General features: G+C 44.2%; 13 protein-coding genes and 1 tRNA gene. 13 read left to right on the top strand and 1 reads right to left on the bottom strand.

The genetic code is table 11. From position 1 onward, the window contains the following. The 13 genes from OEY64_12535 to OEY64_12475 form a co-directional block, all read left to right on the top strand. The coding region (locus OEY64_12535) for a hypothetical protein (protein ID MDH5543774.1) at positions 1-477 on the top strand (477 nt) is incomplete at its 5' end. Between the two features lie 304 nt (positions 478-781). Next, positions 782-856: transfer RNA gene (locus OEY64_12530), tRNA-Glu, on the top strand. Positions 857-1319: 463 nt separating this feature from the next. Continuing rightward, positions 1320-3467 (top strand): site-specific DNA-methyltransferase, encoded by a 2148-nt coding sequence (locus tag OEY64_12525; protein ID MDH5543773.1) that lies wholly within the window; start codon positions 1320-1322, stop codon positions 3465-3467. Next, positions 3467-6145: a DEAD/DEAH box helicase family protein gene (locus tag OEY64_12520; GenBank protein MDH5543772.1), complete on the top strand. Its 2679-nt coding sequence runs from the start codon at positions 3467-3469 to the stop codon at positions 6143-6145. The genes OEY64_12525 and OEY64_12520 overlap by 1 nt, the downstream gene beginning before the upstream one ends. A gap of 184 nt (positions 6146-6329) precedes the next feature. Continuing rightward, entirely contained in the window at positions 6330-6725 is a 396-nt protein-coding gene (locus tag OEY64_12515) for a single-stranded DNA-binding protein (GenBank protein MDH5543771.1), read from the top strand. Positions 6726-6737: 12 nt separating this feature from the next. Continuing rightward, on the top strand, positions 6738-8924 hold the full coding sequence (locus tag OEY64_12510; protein MDH5543770.1) for a DNA topoisomerase 3: 2187 nt from the start codon (positions 6738-6740) through the stop codon (positions 8922-8924). Positions 8925-8935: 11 nt separating this feature from the next. After that, positions 8936-9676 carry a hypothetical protein gene (locus OEY64_12505; protein ID MDH5543769.1) on the top strand — a complete coding sequence of 247 codons (741 nt, stop codon included), beginning with the start codon at positions 8936-8938 and terminating at the stop codon, positions 9674-9676. Continuing rightward, on the top strand, positions 9676-11076 hold the full coding sequence (locus OEY64_12500) for a TraM recognition domain-containing protein (GenBank protein ID MDH5543768.1): 1401 nt from the start codon (positions 9676-9678) through the stop codon (positions 11074-11076). Before OEY64_12505 ends, OEY64_12500 begins: the two co-directional genes overlap by 1 nt. After that, on the top strand, positions 11073-12536 hold the full coding sequence (locus tag OEY64_12495; GenBank protein MDH5543767.1) for an HD domain-containing protein: 1464 nt from the start codon (positions 11073-11075) through the stop codon (positions 12534-12536). The genes OEY64_12500 and OEY64_12495 overlap by 4 nt, the downstream gene beginning before the upstream one ends. Before the next feature lie 9 nt (positions 12537-12545). Next, complete coding sequence (locus tag OEY64_12490; GenBank protein MDH5543766.1) at positions 12546-12776, top strand: hypothetical protein; 231 nt, start codon at positions 12546-12548, stop codon at positions 12774-12776. Then, positions 12776-13510 (top strand): hypothetical protein, encoded by a 735-nt coding sequence (locus OEY64_12485; protein ID MDH5543765.1) that lies wholly within the window; start codon positions 12776-12778, stop codon positions 13508-13510. The genes OEY64_12490 and OEY64_12485 overlap by 1 nt, the downstream gene beginning before the upstream one ends. Next, complete coding sequence (locus OEY64_12480; GenBank protein MDH5543764.1) at positions 13507-13929, top strand: hypothetical protein; 423 nt, start codon at positions 13507-13509, stop codon at positions 13927-13929. Before OEY64_12485 ends, OEY64_12480 begins: the two co-directional genes overlap by 4 nt. A 180-nt stretch (positions 13930-14109) precedes the next feature. Then, positions 14110-14649 carry a hypothetical protein gene (locus tag OEY64_12475; GenBank protein ID MDH5543763.1) on the top strand — a complete coding sequence of 180 codons (540 nt, stop codon included), beginning with the start codon at positions 14110-14112 and terminating at the stop codon, positions 14647-14649. 397 nt (positions 14650-15046) lie between these two features. Here OEY64_12475 and OEY64_12470 read toward each other — a convergent pair. Beyond that, a partial coding sequence (locus tag OEY64_12470; GenBank protein MDH5543762.1) for a chitobiase/beta-hexosaminidase C-terminal domain-containing protein occupies positions 15047-15722 on the bottom strand: 676 nt, incomplete at its 5' end.

The following is a 15722-nucleotide window of genomic DNA, read 5'->3' as shown; positions in this document are numbered from 1 at the left end:
TTTGGAGTGAACACAACAGCTATCCTTGGTGATCTTGACGCAGTGGACGCCGACGGTAACGGCATTGTTCTGGCCGGAGATGGAAAAACAATCGGTTACTGGAAACACCAGTTGTCGGTTGCCATAAAGGGCAAAGGCAAGGCACAGGTAGACGCGGTTACGATGACCGGATATCTCGGACAGATAGAGGGCTTCTATCTTGTCGATCCTTTCGTATTTGGAATGAATAAATTCACTTCGGCGTTCGGCGTGCTGTCAAACACCTCAAGCGATGCGACCGACCTGCTCATGAAACAGTTGCTCGGTACTGAGTTCAACGAATTTGCCGGAAGAGGCTTGACAGGCGAATACGACGCCCTTCAAACCATGCTCCTCCATTGGGGTGAATACCTCGTATGGATGGATTCTCAATTCACCCGTGAAGAACTGCTGATCGCAAAAGATATTTTCGATGGCATAAACAACAGTGGTGAGTGACTCATGCATTCCCTGGAGGGGGCCGTCAACCGGCCCCCTCTGTTTTAATAATTCATCTCATTTTTACAATTGATCAGCCCCGCCCAACAAATATCATGCTATTAGCTTGAATTATTCAAATGAACCGACAGGAAAATTTAGTGTCAAAGACCATCAGAATTGGTGCTATACTTCCCTCTCAAAATTGTTGGATATTTGTATTTGGATAAGAAGTGGTGACGATTTCAGTAAAAACCGTGTACCAAACGTGTTTACTTTGACTTTGTCATTTTAATACACTATTATTCAATACGTTACAAGCAGTGGTCCCATCGTCTAGCGGTTAGGACGTCGCCCTCTCACGGCGGAAACAGGGGTTCGATTCCCCTTGGGACTACCAACTTATTATCAACGGCTTAGCCGTTTCCCCTATTCTTTCAACAGCTTTTCCCTTTTCCATAACTCTTCCGAGATTTCCGACAATTCCGAGAATTATGAGAGTTGGTGCAAAGTTGTGCCCCATATGTGCCCCGTGTTGGCAATGCCTCGAAAACACATATTGCATATAAACTTCCTGAAAGCATTTTTGTTTTCAAGGGGTCAAACCTTCTAATCACTACCACCTTTCTCCTTACTTGATTTTCATGTTATCTATCGTTTCTACCTTATAAAAATGGTGCCTAACGATAACCAGGTTAAGTGGTGCTTATCCAACATCATACTTTTGTTCATTGAGTAAATGGTATTACATCAGGTAATATAAATTCTTACCATAATTTCAGGAAATAGAAAAAATTGATTCAGTCCAGTATACTGCATAGCTGTATTTTGTACTTTTCGTCGGTCTAAGAAAAAGGGGAATAATGGCACGGTTATCTGAACAGGAAAAACAGGAGATTTTTCGCTTCATCGAGGCTGGGAAACCGCTACCTGACAAATACCGCTTTCTGCTGTTCGATGAAAAACGGGAAGTGGAGCTTGTCTGGAACGGCAAAACCGGTGAAGTCTGCAATATAGTACTACCCTTTCAGGTCATTGAGCATGTTGACGAACCGCGCTCCGAAAAGGAGGTTAACCTTCAACCAGACCTCTTTGATACAAAATCAGGTAGACAACTAAAAGGTTGGACAAATAAACTTATCTGGGGAGACAATAAACTCATCCTTTCCAGTCTGAAAAACGGTCCCTTGCGCGAGGAGATAGAAAAACAGGGTGGCATCAAGCTCATTTACATTGACCCGCCGTTTGATGTTGGAGCCGACTTTTCCATGGATATCGAGATCGGTGACGATACCTTTACCAAGAAACCTAATATTTTGGAAGAACTTGCATATCGTGATACCTGGGGAAAAGGAGCAGATTCATTTATTGCAATGATCTACGAACGGCTGGTATTAATGCGAGATCTATTGGCTGAGGACGGCAGTATTTATGTGCATTGCGATTGGCGGGTTAATAGTTTTATCAGATTAGCTTTGGATGAGGTGTTTGGGAAAGGTAATCATCGAAATGAAATAATATGGTGTTACACTCGGCCATCCCAAGTGACTAAATTTTTTCCAAGAGTGCATAATAGCATTCATTTTTACTCTAAAAATGGGGGAAATATATTTAATCCAAATGAAGTGTTAATTCCTTATGACGAGGAGACTCTTGCACGTTCAGGACGAGGGGCAGGTCTAGCTAGTGCAATGGGAACTACTGAAGGCGGAGACAGATTAAGGGGGGGTGGCAAAACACCAGAAGACTATTGGAAAATACCTATAATACAAGGGAATGCTTTAGAAAAAATAGGATACCCTACACAAAAGCCAGAAGTCCTCTTAGAACGTATCATCAAAGTATCCTCTAACAAAGAGGATTTGGTTGCAGATTTTTTCTGTGGTTCAGGTACTACCGCCGCAGTCGCGGAAAAGCTGGGGCGCAAGTGGATAGTTACCGACCTCGGGAAATTTGCCATCCATACAACCCGCAAGAGGATGATCGGCGTACAGCGCCAATTGAAGACCGAAGATAAAAACTACCGGGCCTTTGAAATACTCAACCTTGGGAAATATGAGCGACAACTTTACGTCGGCGTAAACCCAAACCTTCGGGAAGAAGAACAGCAAAAACAACTTGAAGAGAAAGAAGCTGAATTCCTAAATCTTATCTTGAATGCATACCGAGCTGAGAAAACTGAGGGTTTCCATACCTTTCACGGGAAAAAGGCTGGAAGACTGGTCGTTGTAGGCCCTGTAAATATGCCTGTTACCCGCCTGTTTGTGGAAGAGATTATTCTTGAATGCCGCAAGAAACATATAACCAAAGTGGATATATTAGGTTTCGAATTTGAGATGGGACTGTTCCCCAACGTACTCGACGATGCGAAAGCAAAGGGCATAGATATAGCCCCTAAATACATCCCCGCCGATGTGTTCGACAAACGGGCTGTGGAAAAGAACCAGGTGGTGTTTCACGATGTCTCCTTTATTGAAGTTAAACCCCACATCAAGAAAAACAGCGTTGCAGTGGAGTTGATCGATTTTTCCGTATTTTATTCACAAGGTTCCATCGCCGTTGCCGAAGCTGACCTTAAGAATAAAGGGAGCAAGATAGTAGTGGAAAAAGGGCAAATCGTGAAAATTAGCAAAGACAACGACGGTATTGTTCACCGTGAGAAGCTTACCAAAAAGTGGACCGACTGGGTTGACTATTGGTCGGTTGATTTTGATTTCGAAAGCAAACGAGAAATAATAAGGATTAAAAAACCTTCTGGAGAACAGAAAGCTTTAAAAGGGATTGCAACGTCACAAATACCAATTGATGAATACGAAGAAGTATGGACGGGGGATTATGTGTTCGAAAACGAGTGGCAGTCATTCCGCACCAAAAAAGACCGCTCGCTTGAATTAACAAGCGTGTTCCATGAATGCACACCTGGAAGACGCAAAATTGCCGTAAAAGTGGTTGATATTTTTGGTAACGATACAATGAAAATCATAGAAGTGAATATAAAAGGAAAATCCTGATGGCATTACACAAGGATTTCCCATCCTCTCCCCATGCCATCCTTGATCCTGCAATCCGCTGGTTTCCGGCTGATGAATCGTTACGATCCTCCAGTTTTGAAAAGCTGATGCCACCTTTAGTGCCGGAGCTTCGAAAGCAGGTTAAAGAGTGGCGAGATAAAGGATATGCTGAAGCCTCGGAGACCAGCCGAATCCTGCTTAATTGGTGGTTCAATACACCCCATCTACTGCCTCAATCAGATGGCACAATGATTGAATTTCAATATTATTTTGCTCAACGCGAAGCACTGGAGACCATCATTTACTTACATGACGTTGTGGAAGTAAAGGACAAGTACGACATGATGCGCTTTGATAATTCCGGCGCCGTAACCACGGGTATGTTTGACGAGACGTGGCGACGATTTGTTGTAAAAATGGCTACGGGCGCGGGAAAAACGAAGGTAATGAGCTTGGCGTTAGCTTGGAGTTTTTTTCATAAACTTTATGAACCAGAGTCTGGACTTGCACGCAATTTCCTTGTGATTGCCCCAAATATAATAGTACTTGACCGTATATACAAAGATTTTGATGGTCTGCGTATCTTTTTTGAGGATCCTGTATTGCCGGATAACGGTGTTGGCGGGCGTAACTGGCGTGATGATTTTCAGCTGACATTACACATACAGGATGAGGTCAGAATAACACGCCCTACGGGCAACATCTTTTTAACAAATATCCACCGTGTTTATTCCGGTGACGATATTCCACCCTCGCCGGACGATGAAGACACAATGGATTATTTTCTGGGGAAGCGGCCTACAGGAGCAACAACTGACTCCAAAGTGGACTTGGGAATGATTGTACGCGATATTGACGAACTTGTTGTTTTAAACGACGAAGCACATCACATTCACGATCCCCGTTTGGCATGGTTCAAAGCCATTGAAGATATTCACAACCGCCTAAAACTCAAGGGGGATTCATTATCTCTACAGATTGATGTAACTGCTACTCCCAAACACAACAATGGGGCAATATTTGTTCAAACAGTTGTGGATTATCCATTAGTTGAGGCAATTTCCCAAAACGTGGTTAAGCATCCAGTTCTCCCTGATGCTCCTAGTAGAGCAAAACTCCTTGAGCATAAAAGCTCGAAGTACACAGAAAAATACGCTGACTATATTAATCTCGGTGTAGTGGAATGGCGTAAGGCATATGAGGAACATGAGAAGCTGGGGAAGAAGGCCATTCTTTTCGTAATGACCGACGACACCAGAAATTGTGATGACGTAGCTGAATATTTGAATGCCAATTTTCCTGACTTAGACGGGGCTGTACTGGTGATTCATACAAAAAACAACGGGGAAATATCTGAATCTGTATCAGGCAAAAATAAGGAGGAACTGGTTCTTCTGCGGAAACAGGCAAATGAAATAGACAGTTTCGAAAGTCCGTATAAAGCTATTATTTCTGTAATGATGCTTAAAGAAGGTTGGGATGTTAGAAATGTCACGACCATTGTTGGGCTACGACCGTATGCATCCAAAAGCAACATTCTTCCGGAGCAAACGCTGGGACGCGGTTTGCGAAAAATGTATCCTGGTGGTGTCGAGGAATATGTCAGCGTAGTTGGTACTGATGCTTTCATGGAGTTTGTTGAATCTATACAAGCAGAGGGTGTAGTTCTGGAACGAAAACCAATGGGTGAAGGCACCCAAGCTAATGCACCGATTGTTGTTGAAGTTGATAAGGAAAACGTAAAAAAGGATATTGAAAAGCTCGATATTGAAATCCCGATAATGACTCCCCGCGTTTATAGAGAATATAAAAATCTTTCCGATATGGATGAGAGCAACTTTGGTAACGCCAAGGTTGTCTACCAAAATTTCAGCGAAAAAGAACAAAGAGAAATCGTCTTTAAGGACATTACTAGTGGCGCGATTACACACTCCACCATTCTTGATTCAGCGGGTATAGCTGATTACCGCAGTGTTATTGGCTATTTTGCGCAAACTATCATGAAAGATCTTCGTTTAGTGAGTGGATACGACATTCTTTATGGAAAGGTGAAAAGCTTCGTTAAAAATTACTTGTTTGAAAATGAAGTGGAACTTGATCACCCAAACACAATGCGGAATTTATCCGAGTTGACCGCATCGAAGACAATAATTGAAACCTTTAAAAAATCTATTAACAACCTGACAATTCAACAAAGAGGAGAGGCGCAAATCCGGGATACTATTAAATTACGACAAACCCGACCTTTCGTTGTAAAAAACCAAGGATACATGATTCCGAAAAAGAGCGTATTTAATAAAATTATTGGAGACAGCCATTTTGAACTGATATTTGCCAGCTTTCTTGAAAATTGTGAGGATGTCATTTCCTATGCTAAAAATTACTTCGGAGTGAATTTCAAATTGGACTATGTAAATGCCACTGGCGATATTTCCAATTACTATCCTGATTTTATCGTTAAGATCTCAGAAAAGGAAATATTCATTGTGGAAACTAAAGGCCTTTCAGATCTTGATGTCCCCCTAAAAATGGAGCGGTTACGCCAATGGTGTGAGGACATCAACAGTGTCCAGAATGATACAATATATAAATTTGTGTTTGTAGATATGGTTGCCTATAACAAATATAAAGCTACAAACTTTAAACAGATAACTGAAAATTTCACTGAGTACCAATAGATTTAAGTATTTTACGATTTGGCTGGTCAAATATGTTCTATTACCTCCACAAATTCGATTACTCTTTATCAAGAATACCTTATTAAACCTCACTTCGTTTCCGGTAAATACGACAACACGCTTAGCTAGGGGTACCCCCTTCGCATATTAAGGTTATGACACTTTAATTAATGGAGGAAGGTAGATGTTCAATAATTTCACAGGGATCGGCAACCTTACGGCGGATCCTGAAAAATCGGCGATACCAGGGACGGGAACAACAGTCGCCAAGTTTTCAGTAGCTATCAATTCAAAATTCAACGTAAAAGAAGAATCAAGGATCGAAACTCTCTTTTTGAACACCGTTGCATTCGGCAAAATCGCCGAGGCGTGCAATACCTACCTCAAGAAGGGGAGCCTAGTACTTGTAGACGGAAGGCTCCGCGAAAACTCATGGGAGAAAGACGGCCAGAAACATAAAAAACTCGAACTCATCGCCAGCAAGGTGAAATTCCTTCCGATGAACGGCAAGGAGAAGGGGAACGGGGAATCAGTCGAAGAAACCAACCTGAATCCTGAAGACGATGACATCCCCTTCTAGCGGAGCAAAATCATGAGCAGCAAAACGGGCGCTATGCTCATCCTTTGTGAGAAACCATCGCAGGCCCGCGACATCGCAGCGGGCCTTGGAATCAACTTCACAAAGCGGGACGGCTATCTGGAAGGAACCGGATATGTCGTTACATGGGCGTTCGGCCATCTTGTAGAGCTGGAAGACGCCGAGTTCTACGACAAACGTTATTCTAAATGGGATATTGGAACACTCCCTATCCTGCCCGAAGAATTCAAGTACAGGATAAATAAAAAAGGTGCTTCCCAATTCAAGACAGTTAAGAAGTTAATCAACTCCACCGTTACCGGGAAGATAGTCATCTGCACGGACCCTGGACGCGAAGGGGAACTTATCGCACGGCTCATTCTAAAACTGTCAGGAAACAAAAAGCCTCTCTACCGATTCTGGACATCTAAAGCTTTGACGCCTGCGACCGTTATGGAAGGCTTCTCCATGTTAAGGAGCGCAAGCGAATTTGACAGACTCTACCTATCCGCCATGTTGCGCCAACAGGCGGATTGGCTGATAGGGATTAACGCAACACGGGCGTTCACCGTACATTTCGGCGAGTTGTATTCCCTAGGCAGGGTACAAACGCCTACCTTGAGAATAATCGTAGACCGCGAACTTGAGATACGCGATTTCAAACCTATCCCCTACTGGCTTATTAAAGCCGAATTCAAACATGTCAACGGCAGATACGAAGGATCCTGGATACCTTCACCTGATAAAAGCAAAAGGGAAGAAGATAACGAAACGGGAGACAATCAGGAAATATCCTCAAGAATATTCGACGAAAAACAGGCGAATGCCATCAGCAACAGCATTGATGGAAAACCTGGAACTATCGTTTCCATTTCAAGGGAACCAAAAACAGAGCGTCCCCCACTCCTCTTCTCACTTACTGATCTGCAAAGAGAAGCAAACATCCGATTCGGAGTTTCGGCAAAAGAGACACTTGATATTGCGCAAGCACTATACGAGAAGTATAAAGCAATATCGTATCCAAGAACTGAAAGCAGACATTTAAACGAAGAGCTCGTTCCCGAAATCGGCCATCTCCTGAAAGTTCTTAGTGGAAATGTTTCGGTAAAATTCGACCTTTCCAAAACATCAGTAACTGCAAAGAATAAAAATGTTTTCGACTCCAATAAGCTTACCGACCATCACGCTCTTATCCCTACACTAAACATCCCGGATGCAAGGCGGCTTTCAGATAATGAGCTAAATATTTATACCTTGATCGTTGCAAGGTTCCTTGCGGCATTTCACCCGCCTTACAAATACCTATCTACTAAGGTCATCACAAAAGCTGCAAATGAATTTTTCGTAAGCACTGGGAAAAAGATAACCGATATCGGATGGAAAGATGTTTATGGCAACATCGAGAAAGATAAAATCCTGCCCGACATGAATGAAAAGGATCCTGTCGCAACTGATTCTACTTCCATCGATGAGAAGGAGACCACGCCTCCTTCTCGCTACACAGATGCTTCTCTCCTTTCAGCGATGATGAACGCGCAGAAATTCGTAACGGATGCGGCTCACAAGAAGATCCTTAAAAGTACATCAGGGCTTGGAACTCCGGCAACGAGAGCGGCAATAATCGAATCGCTTATCGCGCGGGAATATGTGAAAAAATCGGGAAAGGTATTTACCCCTACCGATAAAGGGATATTCCTTATTTCAAAAGTGCGTGAAGAAAAAATCAGCGACCCTGCCTACACGGCAATCTGGGAAGAGGAACTGGAGGCTATCGCAAGCGGTAGCGCCGAAGGAAAGACTGATTTCCTTAAAGGCATAAAGAATTACGCCACTGAAATGGTTGAGAAGGTCCGAGGACTCTCTTTGCCACCAGGACAAAAAGCAAACGGTCATGATAGAAAAAGCGCTGGCACCTGTCCCGAATGCGGGCAACCGGTACATGAAGGAAAAATAAACTATTTCTGTTCAACCGGGAAAGATAAATGCAAATTCACGCTATTCAAAAATTGTCTTGCGGGACTTGGAAAAAGCTCTATTACTTCAAGACAGGTATCGGATCTCCTTAAAGGCAAAACGATAAAGCTTGCCGGATTGCAATCCAAAAAGAGCAGACGGACATTTTCGGCGGAGGGGAAGCTTTCAAAATCTGAAAAATATGGATGGCAGGTAGAGTTGATCTTTGAAAAGGCAAAATCTGCCTAGAAGTTTTATGTATGAAACTGGAAGAAATAAAATCGCTTTCCGAAAAATACGGACTTCCTTACGACACTGTCACAAGGGAAGTTTATCTGGCAATTACAGAGATATTCAACATGGAACCGAACATCAACGCGGTTGTGGATTTCGAAGAACTTAAAGGAACGAAATTGGGAACAGGCCATGGAGATGGCAACATGGGAGAGTTACGTCTTTCCGACATTAATAAAACAACCTTACTTAAAATGCAAAAACTTATCGAAGGGAGACTTCAAAGACGCTCTACTTTAAACCGCTTCTCTCTATTTGCAGGGATCCGCTACTCGGTCATTGACGGAATCATCTGCGGTCATGACGAAAACCACGGTCTGCTTGTTGAAGTAAGGAATGAAACCTGCGGCGATGTCACAACCGCTCTTTGTGAAGAGTATGAACAGCCGCCACGTGAAAGAGGGGGTTACCTGATAGGCGGTACTCTTCCATTCTATGTAAAGGGAATCAGGCCCGAATACGATCAGCACAGGATGACACGTCTGGAAATCAAATTAAGCAGGCGCTCACCTGCATTGGTTGAACTCCTTATCCAGAAATTTACAGGCATAAGGCCAAAATGCACTAGGCGTATCGCCGGCGCATTTTCAAACATCACTACACAGAGACGTATCCCCAAAGAGGCGCTGTATAAGGTATCGAAGATCCTTAATGAACGAATTAACGTGAAAGTCGAAACCAATGTTCTTGCAGGAAATAGTCACTGATGTTTGGATTATTCACTCCGAAACCTCCAATCGAACTTACACCTATTGAAGGGAAAACGATCCTTGGCAGGGGTTACTCGCTTGACGACCCGACAAAGAAAAGAATTCCGGTACTCCTACCCGACGAGGACCGCAAGCGGCATATGTGGGTATTCGGCACGACCGGCGTAGGCAAAACAAGGGTAATGGAAAACATGATCGAGCAGGATATACGGAAAGGATATTCAGTCGCTGTTTTCGACCCAAAAGGAGACATAGAACTCTTTTCAAAGATAGCCCAGGTAGCTTTCGAAGAGGGGCGCGAAGAGGATCTTATGCTGGTAACACCAATATTCCCGGAGTTGTCTGCAAGGATAGATCCGCTACGATATTTCGCCACCCCAGAAGAACTTGCAGGCCACATAGTTTCCGGCGTAACGGTAGGTAGGGAGCCTTACTTTTCCAACGTAGCCTACGACCTATCGCTTTCGATAGTCCAGGCGTTGGTACTCCTTTCTAAATACTCAGGAGAGGATCCCGACTTCAACCTGGATGAAGTAAAGAAGTACATCACACACAACGGCCTTGAAAACCTCAAATCACAGGTGCAGGTGATAGACACGCCTGACCTTATAAAACAGGCGCGTGACATTATCCAGGATATCGACCGCATACTTGAAAACGAGAAGGATTATTTCAACAAGATTAGCAACAGCCTAGCGGTCGCGTTACGGGAACTTACAACAGGAAACATCGGAGCCGTCATCGGCAAGGCGGATATGAACCGTTTCGTGGAACGTCTTGAACAGAACAAGCCGGTAATTCTTGTGGTGCAACCAGGCTCACTGCTTATGCGGCGTGCCGCCTACACTGCGGGGAAGGTGCTGGTCTCTATGATCCAGGCGATGGTTGGGAGAAAATACGCATCCGGCAAGAAGCTCTCCCCTTCCCTATGCATCTACCTTGACGAAGCGCAAAGCCTCATCTATCCAGGGATAGATGAAATGTTCTCAAAAGCAGGATCTGCCAACGTATCGGTCCACGGCTTTTGCCAGTCGCTTTCACAGCTTTATGCAGCCATCGGCAAGGATTACAGCAAGTCGATTATGGACAACACAAATACAAGGATCTTCATGCGGGTACCGGACCTTGATACCGCGACATACATTGCGGATCACTTCGGAGATAAGACAGTTTGGTCGCCATTCTTATCTTTGGATGGAAGCGGAAGCGTCTCCGCGCGGGACGACAAAATCCCGGTTATTGAAGCATCCGAAATTACCAAGCTAAATCCAAGGGTTGCGTACATGTTCACATACAGCGGTCGCTGGAAGCTTCGCACGGCGGACGTATCGGAACTATGGCTCGATGTAATTTTCCCCGAACTGAAAACCCGTCTCGAATCGGAGGGGGAAGAATGACAATCGGATTTTCAAAACTATTCGGGGCATTCATTATTACGGCGGGAGCCGGATTGACTCTCTTTTCCATCTTCACATTTATCCGGCCCTCATCGGTAAGCCGAAAACGTGAAGTTGCCCTGCGGACCATTGCGGTCCTATGGAATTCAAACGAACATGTAAGGATCAACGACCTTGCCAAACTCTGGCGAAGCGAAGATGGAGACAACTACTCTCCCGAATTCAAACATGCAATAACTACGGAATTCTACGCAAAGCTTTCAAGCGAGAAATTCATGAAAGGAAATGCTGGCGAAGTAATCGTCGTTATTTTGACGATGCTCGATGATGAAGGGGACTGTTCTTCGGTTGTAGACACAATGAAGAATGATTTCGAAGCGAAACTCGAAATAACTACTTTCGATATGCTTGCCAAAACGAATCTTCTGCAACATTCAATAAACGTAGCAGACGAGATGACCCGTATAACAGGATCAGGACCGGCAGCGGTTAAGGGTATCATCGCAGCACTTGGCCATGATCTCGGAAAGATACCAAGATTCAGGGACGCTCTTTATTCGTTAGGTGACCACTGCATGATAAGCGTTGCGGCGTTGAATAAGATCGAGGCGTTCAACAAACTTTCGTTCAAGGCGGAAATTGAAGAAGCAGTAAAAGTCCACCATCCCCCACGTATTCCGAAGGTACAGTTTTCGATAGACTTTAGAAGAGCCGACCAGGAAGCACGCAAAAAGGAACTTGCCGGATACAGGAGTGAAGCATTTGACCAGAACCTTTCTCAGGTGGATGGAGATGAAGGGACACAGCCGACTGAAAAACCGATTGAGGAGAGGCCGGTAATTATTCCCAAGGATCCTGCAACAGAAGAGATTGTTCAACTTGCGGCGGCAATGTCCACATTTGAAGATAAAGTCGAAGATTCCCATGCCGCAAAAACTCCAAACATGGGGGCTCAACTAAGCGAGGTCAATCTATCCTGGTACGACAAGGAAAAGATAATCGAGGGACTAAGGCCATATGTCAACATCCTGATTAACGGATCGATCTGGCGTGCATTCAGCATGAAGGACGGCATTGTATATGTCCAGGTCGAACTTTTGTGGGACTGCCTTTACGAACTTGGAAAAGTTTATGAAGATTCAAACGTCCTGCTTGGCAAAGGGGATCTATCTATAAAAAGGAATGTTCTCCATTCGATAGTAAAAAGGCTCCGGACCGACGGAGCTATAACGGAAAGCCTTATCGGAGAGGGGTACTACGGCAATCACTTCATCCTGACCATGAACAACGGCAACGGACAGACAAGGGAGATGAAAGGCTATTACGTTCCTTTCGAAGCGTCATCTTTTTCAGCAACAGTATCGGAGCTTGAAGCGATAAAGCGTGGCGTTCTGAAAAAAATCATGAAGGTAACTCCGCAGAACCAGCAGGAAGAGGAAGGAAGCTATGACGTTTTTTAGGAGCAAGGGATGAAGGAGTATCTGTACACATTGGCATCTGACTACGGCTACCTTTGGGGCGATTTTTTCAATGCCATATTGAACGGTTTCTGGGCGAAGTTTATAGCAACTTCCCTGCTCATAGCGGCCTTCTGGGCAGGAATCTGGTTACGCCAGTTTCTAGTCGCATTTGTGTTTGTATTTTCATCTGCGGCAATTGCATACCTTGGCGGCCTTATCCGCTATCTGGCGGCATTCTGATGGGTAGCAGAGGTGCGGCCACTTCGGGGCCTTCCTCACAGAGGGGGCTTTTGCTGTTAAGTTCAGGCGGGTATAAAAAACCGAAGAACCTTCTTGATGCAATATCGGAGATCCAGCAGTTCTACATAGTAGAAAAGGACCAGGTGATAGATCCCAACTACTTCACCTGGAACATGAGGATAGATCTTTCACTCATGGCTTTTTCTTCGGCAATCAAAAACGGCATGATAGGAATTTTATTTACCCCTCTTGCGGTAGGAGTGATAGACAGGCTCATTCCAGTATTCGGCGATGAGACGCCGACAACGTTTGATAAGGGATTTGTAATAGTCCTTGCATTGAGCCACACAATGCTTGACGGAATAGTCATCGCCTCAATGTCCCAATATTACGTTGGAAATATAACGAGGCGGATAATCAAAAGCATAATATCAAGTACGCTGACTGGAGCATTCTTAACTATTCTCTTTACAGTAATCCTGTACGGGTATCTGTACAACATAATCCTTGAACCGGAGATGATGAAAACGATCTTGACCAGGCATTTCGGATTTATGAAGTACGGAACACTTGAGAGCATCTATCTTCACCTCTTCGATTTAAGGTCGGTGCTATTCGAGTCCGCGATCCTTATCGTTATCGCAAAGTTCATATACTCGGCGCTGGTCTGCGTGCCGGTACTGTATCCCGGAATGAAATGGATAATTAATTTTAATAAGGAGGATGGTTTATGAGCGATGAGAACAAAAATAACAGCAGGGAGCAAAATAAAAATAACGGCGTAAATGGAGCGGGAAGCATTGACATCAATGCGATGCTGAAGCGCACATCAAAGCCTGCCCGTGAAAGGATCATAAGGCGCGTGGAACGCGCAATTGAGGCGGATACAGCCGTGGTTAAAATCCGAGTCCCTGAAACATTCGATGTTGTAAGGATTCTCAATACCTCCGATGCGGCCATTGACCGCCTAAGGAAAGGGATGAACAGGAAATATGATATTGAAAAATGCCTTTCACTCCTTACCGCCTATGACGATGCGGTATCAGCTCTGGACAAGGCAACATCGGACATATGTGACGAGATAGGTTTTACCTATAAAGCGTTAAAAAAGGAAACAGAAAAGGAGAAAAAAGAGGCGAAGGAAAAAAAGTAAAATAATGCAATATTAAAAATAGAAAATATTAAAATATTTTGGTATATTTATCCTCACCAGTTGATCATGCACCTCGAAGGGGATACTCCGAAATAGAGAAGCGTTCGATACGGCAATGTCGGCAAAATTTCTGGCATTACCACATACTTTGTACGTAAGAAAATAAGGAGGTTAAGGGAAATGAAAATATTTAAAATAAATCTGGCTTTACTGCTTGCTTCTGTCATGGCTCTGTCCGTCGGATGCGGTGAAGAGGCTCCAACGCATAATGTAGAAAATCCTTCAATGGCATTAAACGAGCTCTCGATAACAGATACAAACGGTGTCGATAAAAGAAGCATATCCACAGGTGACGCATTTAAAGTTAGCTGGCAGGCTGATGCATCAGGATTGGTAGATAATCTTTACAAGTTTGCATTTTACATTAGCGATAGTCCAACCGTATCAACTGATCCGCTTACTGAGGAACTGACAAAACTGTTTGATGTAGATTGCCGAACTGGTGGCAGTTTATATCGAGAATGTTCATCTACCGGAGAAGCGACATGCGAACTGAAATTATTGCAAGGATCTTTAATCTACAGTTGTGTACTCTCAGAAGGGTCGGTAACCCCAAAGACAAGGAGTTTAAAATACAGTGGAACTGTGTATGCCATCGGCAAAGCGTGCGTTTACGACCTCTGCGACGAAAAGAGTATCACCCTCTCGGTGTTCAACTAAGGCTGTTATGGCTAGAACTCTGGTAATAGTCAATAGTATCGAAGAACAATACACTACAATTTGTTCTGCGATAGGTTCGAATCCTGCCACCCCGACTATTTATTGCCTTATTTATCAATTTATTATATCGTTTTTACCCCATTTTTTACATGTGTGAAGTGTGCGCGGGAAAAAGAATGAAGGCATTATTCCATGTCAATTTTTGGTTTTGAAAAATATATTATTTTCGAGAAATAACACCAGCAACATACTTGGAAAACCTGCCGAAACTCTATTTATAAATTGTCCACTTTACGGGGGCGCTTACGTTTGGACTTGTCTCGAGGGCAAGTCAACGGAAATCCACGTAGCCATCTCCCCTTTTATTGGGGAGATGCCTACCTGTGGATCAAAAGGATCAAAGAGACGTATCGTGAACTGTTCTTCGTCTTTCGTTACGCAAACCGGCATATCCAAACGACATAGCAATCAACAATGTTATAAATCCTGCCTCACGCGGATGTTCTATGCCAAAAACCAGCGGTGTAAGACCAAGTCTTGCGGCACTCCTTAAAACCGGTGAATCCTCAATCATGTCCGCAAAATATGGTGAGTATGTGTAATAGATGTCTACGAACACCCTTCCCGTCTCGCTATCCAGGAGGATCCCGTCGCGGAAATCGCGCAGTGTCTTGACATGCGGGTCGAGATAACTTCCATACGCGGCTGTAGCTATGAAACAACCTTCAGCGGTCGCAGTGACCTTGGGGTCAGTGGTATCCGTCGCAGTGCCGGTTCCCGTTCCCGTGCCGGTGTCAGTCGTAGTTCCCGTTCCCGTGCCGGTGTCAGTCGTAGTTCCCGTTCCCGTGCCGGTGTCAGTCGTAGTTCCCGTTCCCGTGCCGGTATTAACTGGCGTGATGGTATACGTTTCTGCCTTTACTACCTCACTATTTCCGGCGTTATCCACTGAGAAGAATTTCAATGTAGCATTGCTGGATATTGAAATTGCTGAAGAGTAGACAGTCGATGCTGTGGTAGGACCACTTCCATCCGTTGTATAGTACGTTCCCGCACAGCCGGTACCAGCGCCATCG

It is taken from the genome of Nitrospinota bacterium (assembly GCA_029881495.1).
GTDB lineage: Bacteria > Nitrospinota_A > UBA7883 > JACRGQ01 > JACRGQ01 > JAOUMJ01.
The sequence above is the reverse complement of the archived record's forward strand: the minus strand, read 5'-3'. Positions and strand labels throughout refer to the sequence as shown.

Bases quoted from the DNA above. Each gene is read 5' to 3' on its own strand.
- OEY64_12525 (MDH5543773.1), top strand. From the start codon at position 1,320: ATGGCACGGTTATCTGAACAGGAAAAACAGGAGATTTTTCGCTTCATC.
- OEY64_12520 (MDH5543772.1), top strand. From the start codon at position 3,467: ATGGCATTACACAAGGATTTCCCATCCTCTCCCCATGCCATCCTTGAT.
- OEY64_12515 (MDH5543771.1), top strand. From the start codon at position 6,330: ATGTTCAATAATTTCACAGGGATCGGCAACCTTACGGCGGATCCTGAA.
- OEY64_12510 (MDH5543770.1), top strand. From the start codon at position 6,738: ATGAGCAGCAAAACGGGCGCTATGCTCATCCTTTGTGAGAAACCATCG.
- OEY64_12505 (MDH5543769.1), top strand. From the start codon at position 8,936: ATGAAACTGGAAGAAATAAAATCGCTTTCCGAAAAATACGGACTTCCT.
- OEY64_12500 (MDH5543768.1), top strand. From the start codon at position 9,676: ATGTTTGGATTATTCACTCCGAAACCTCCAATCGAACTTACACCTATT.
- OEY64_12495 (MDH5543767.1), top strand. From the start codon at position 11,073: ATGACAATCGGATTTTCAAAACTATTCGGGGCATTCATTATTACGGCG.
- OEY64_12490 (MDH5543766.1), top strand. From the start codon at position 12,546: ATGAAGGAGTATCTGTACACATTGGCATCTGACTACGGCTACCTTTGG.
- OEY64_12485 (MDH5543765.1), top strand. From the start codon at position 12,776: ATGGGTAGCAGAGGTGCGGCCACTTCGGGGCCTTCCTCACAGAGGGGG.
- OEY64_12480 (MDH5543764.1), top strand. From the start codon at position 13,507: ATGAGCGATGAGAACAAAAATAACAGCAGGGAGCAAAATAAAAATAAC.
- OEY64_12475 (MDH5543763.1), top strand. From the start codon at position 14,110: ATGAAAATATTTAAAATAAATCTGGCTTTACTGCTTGCTTCTGTCATG.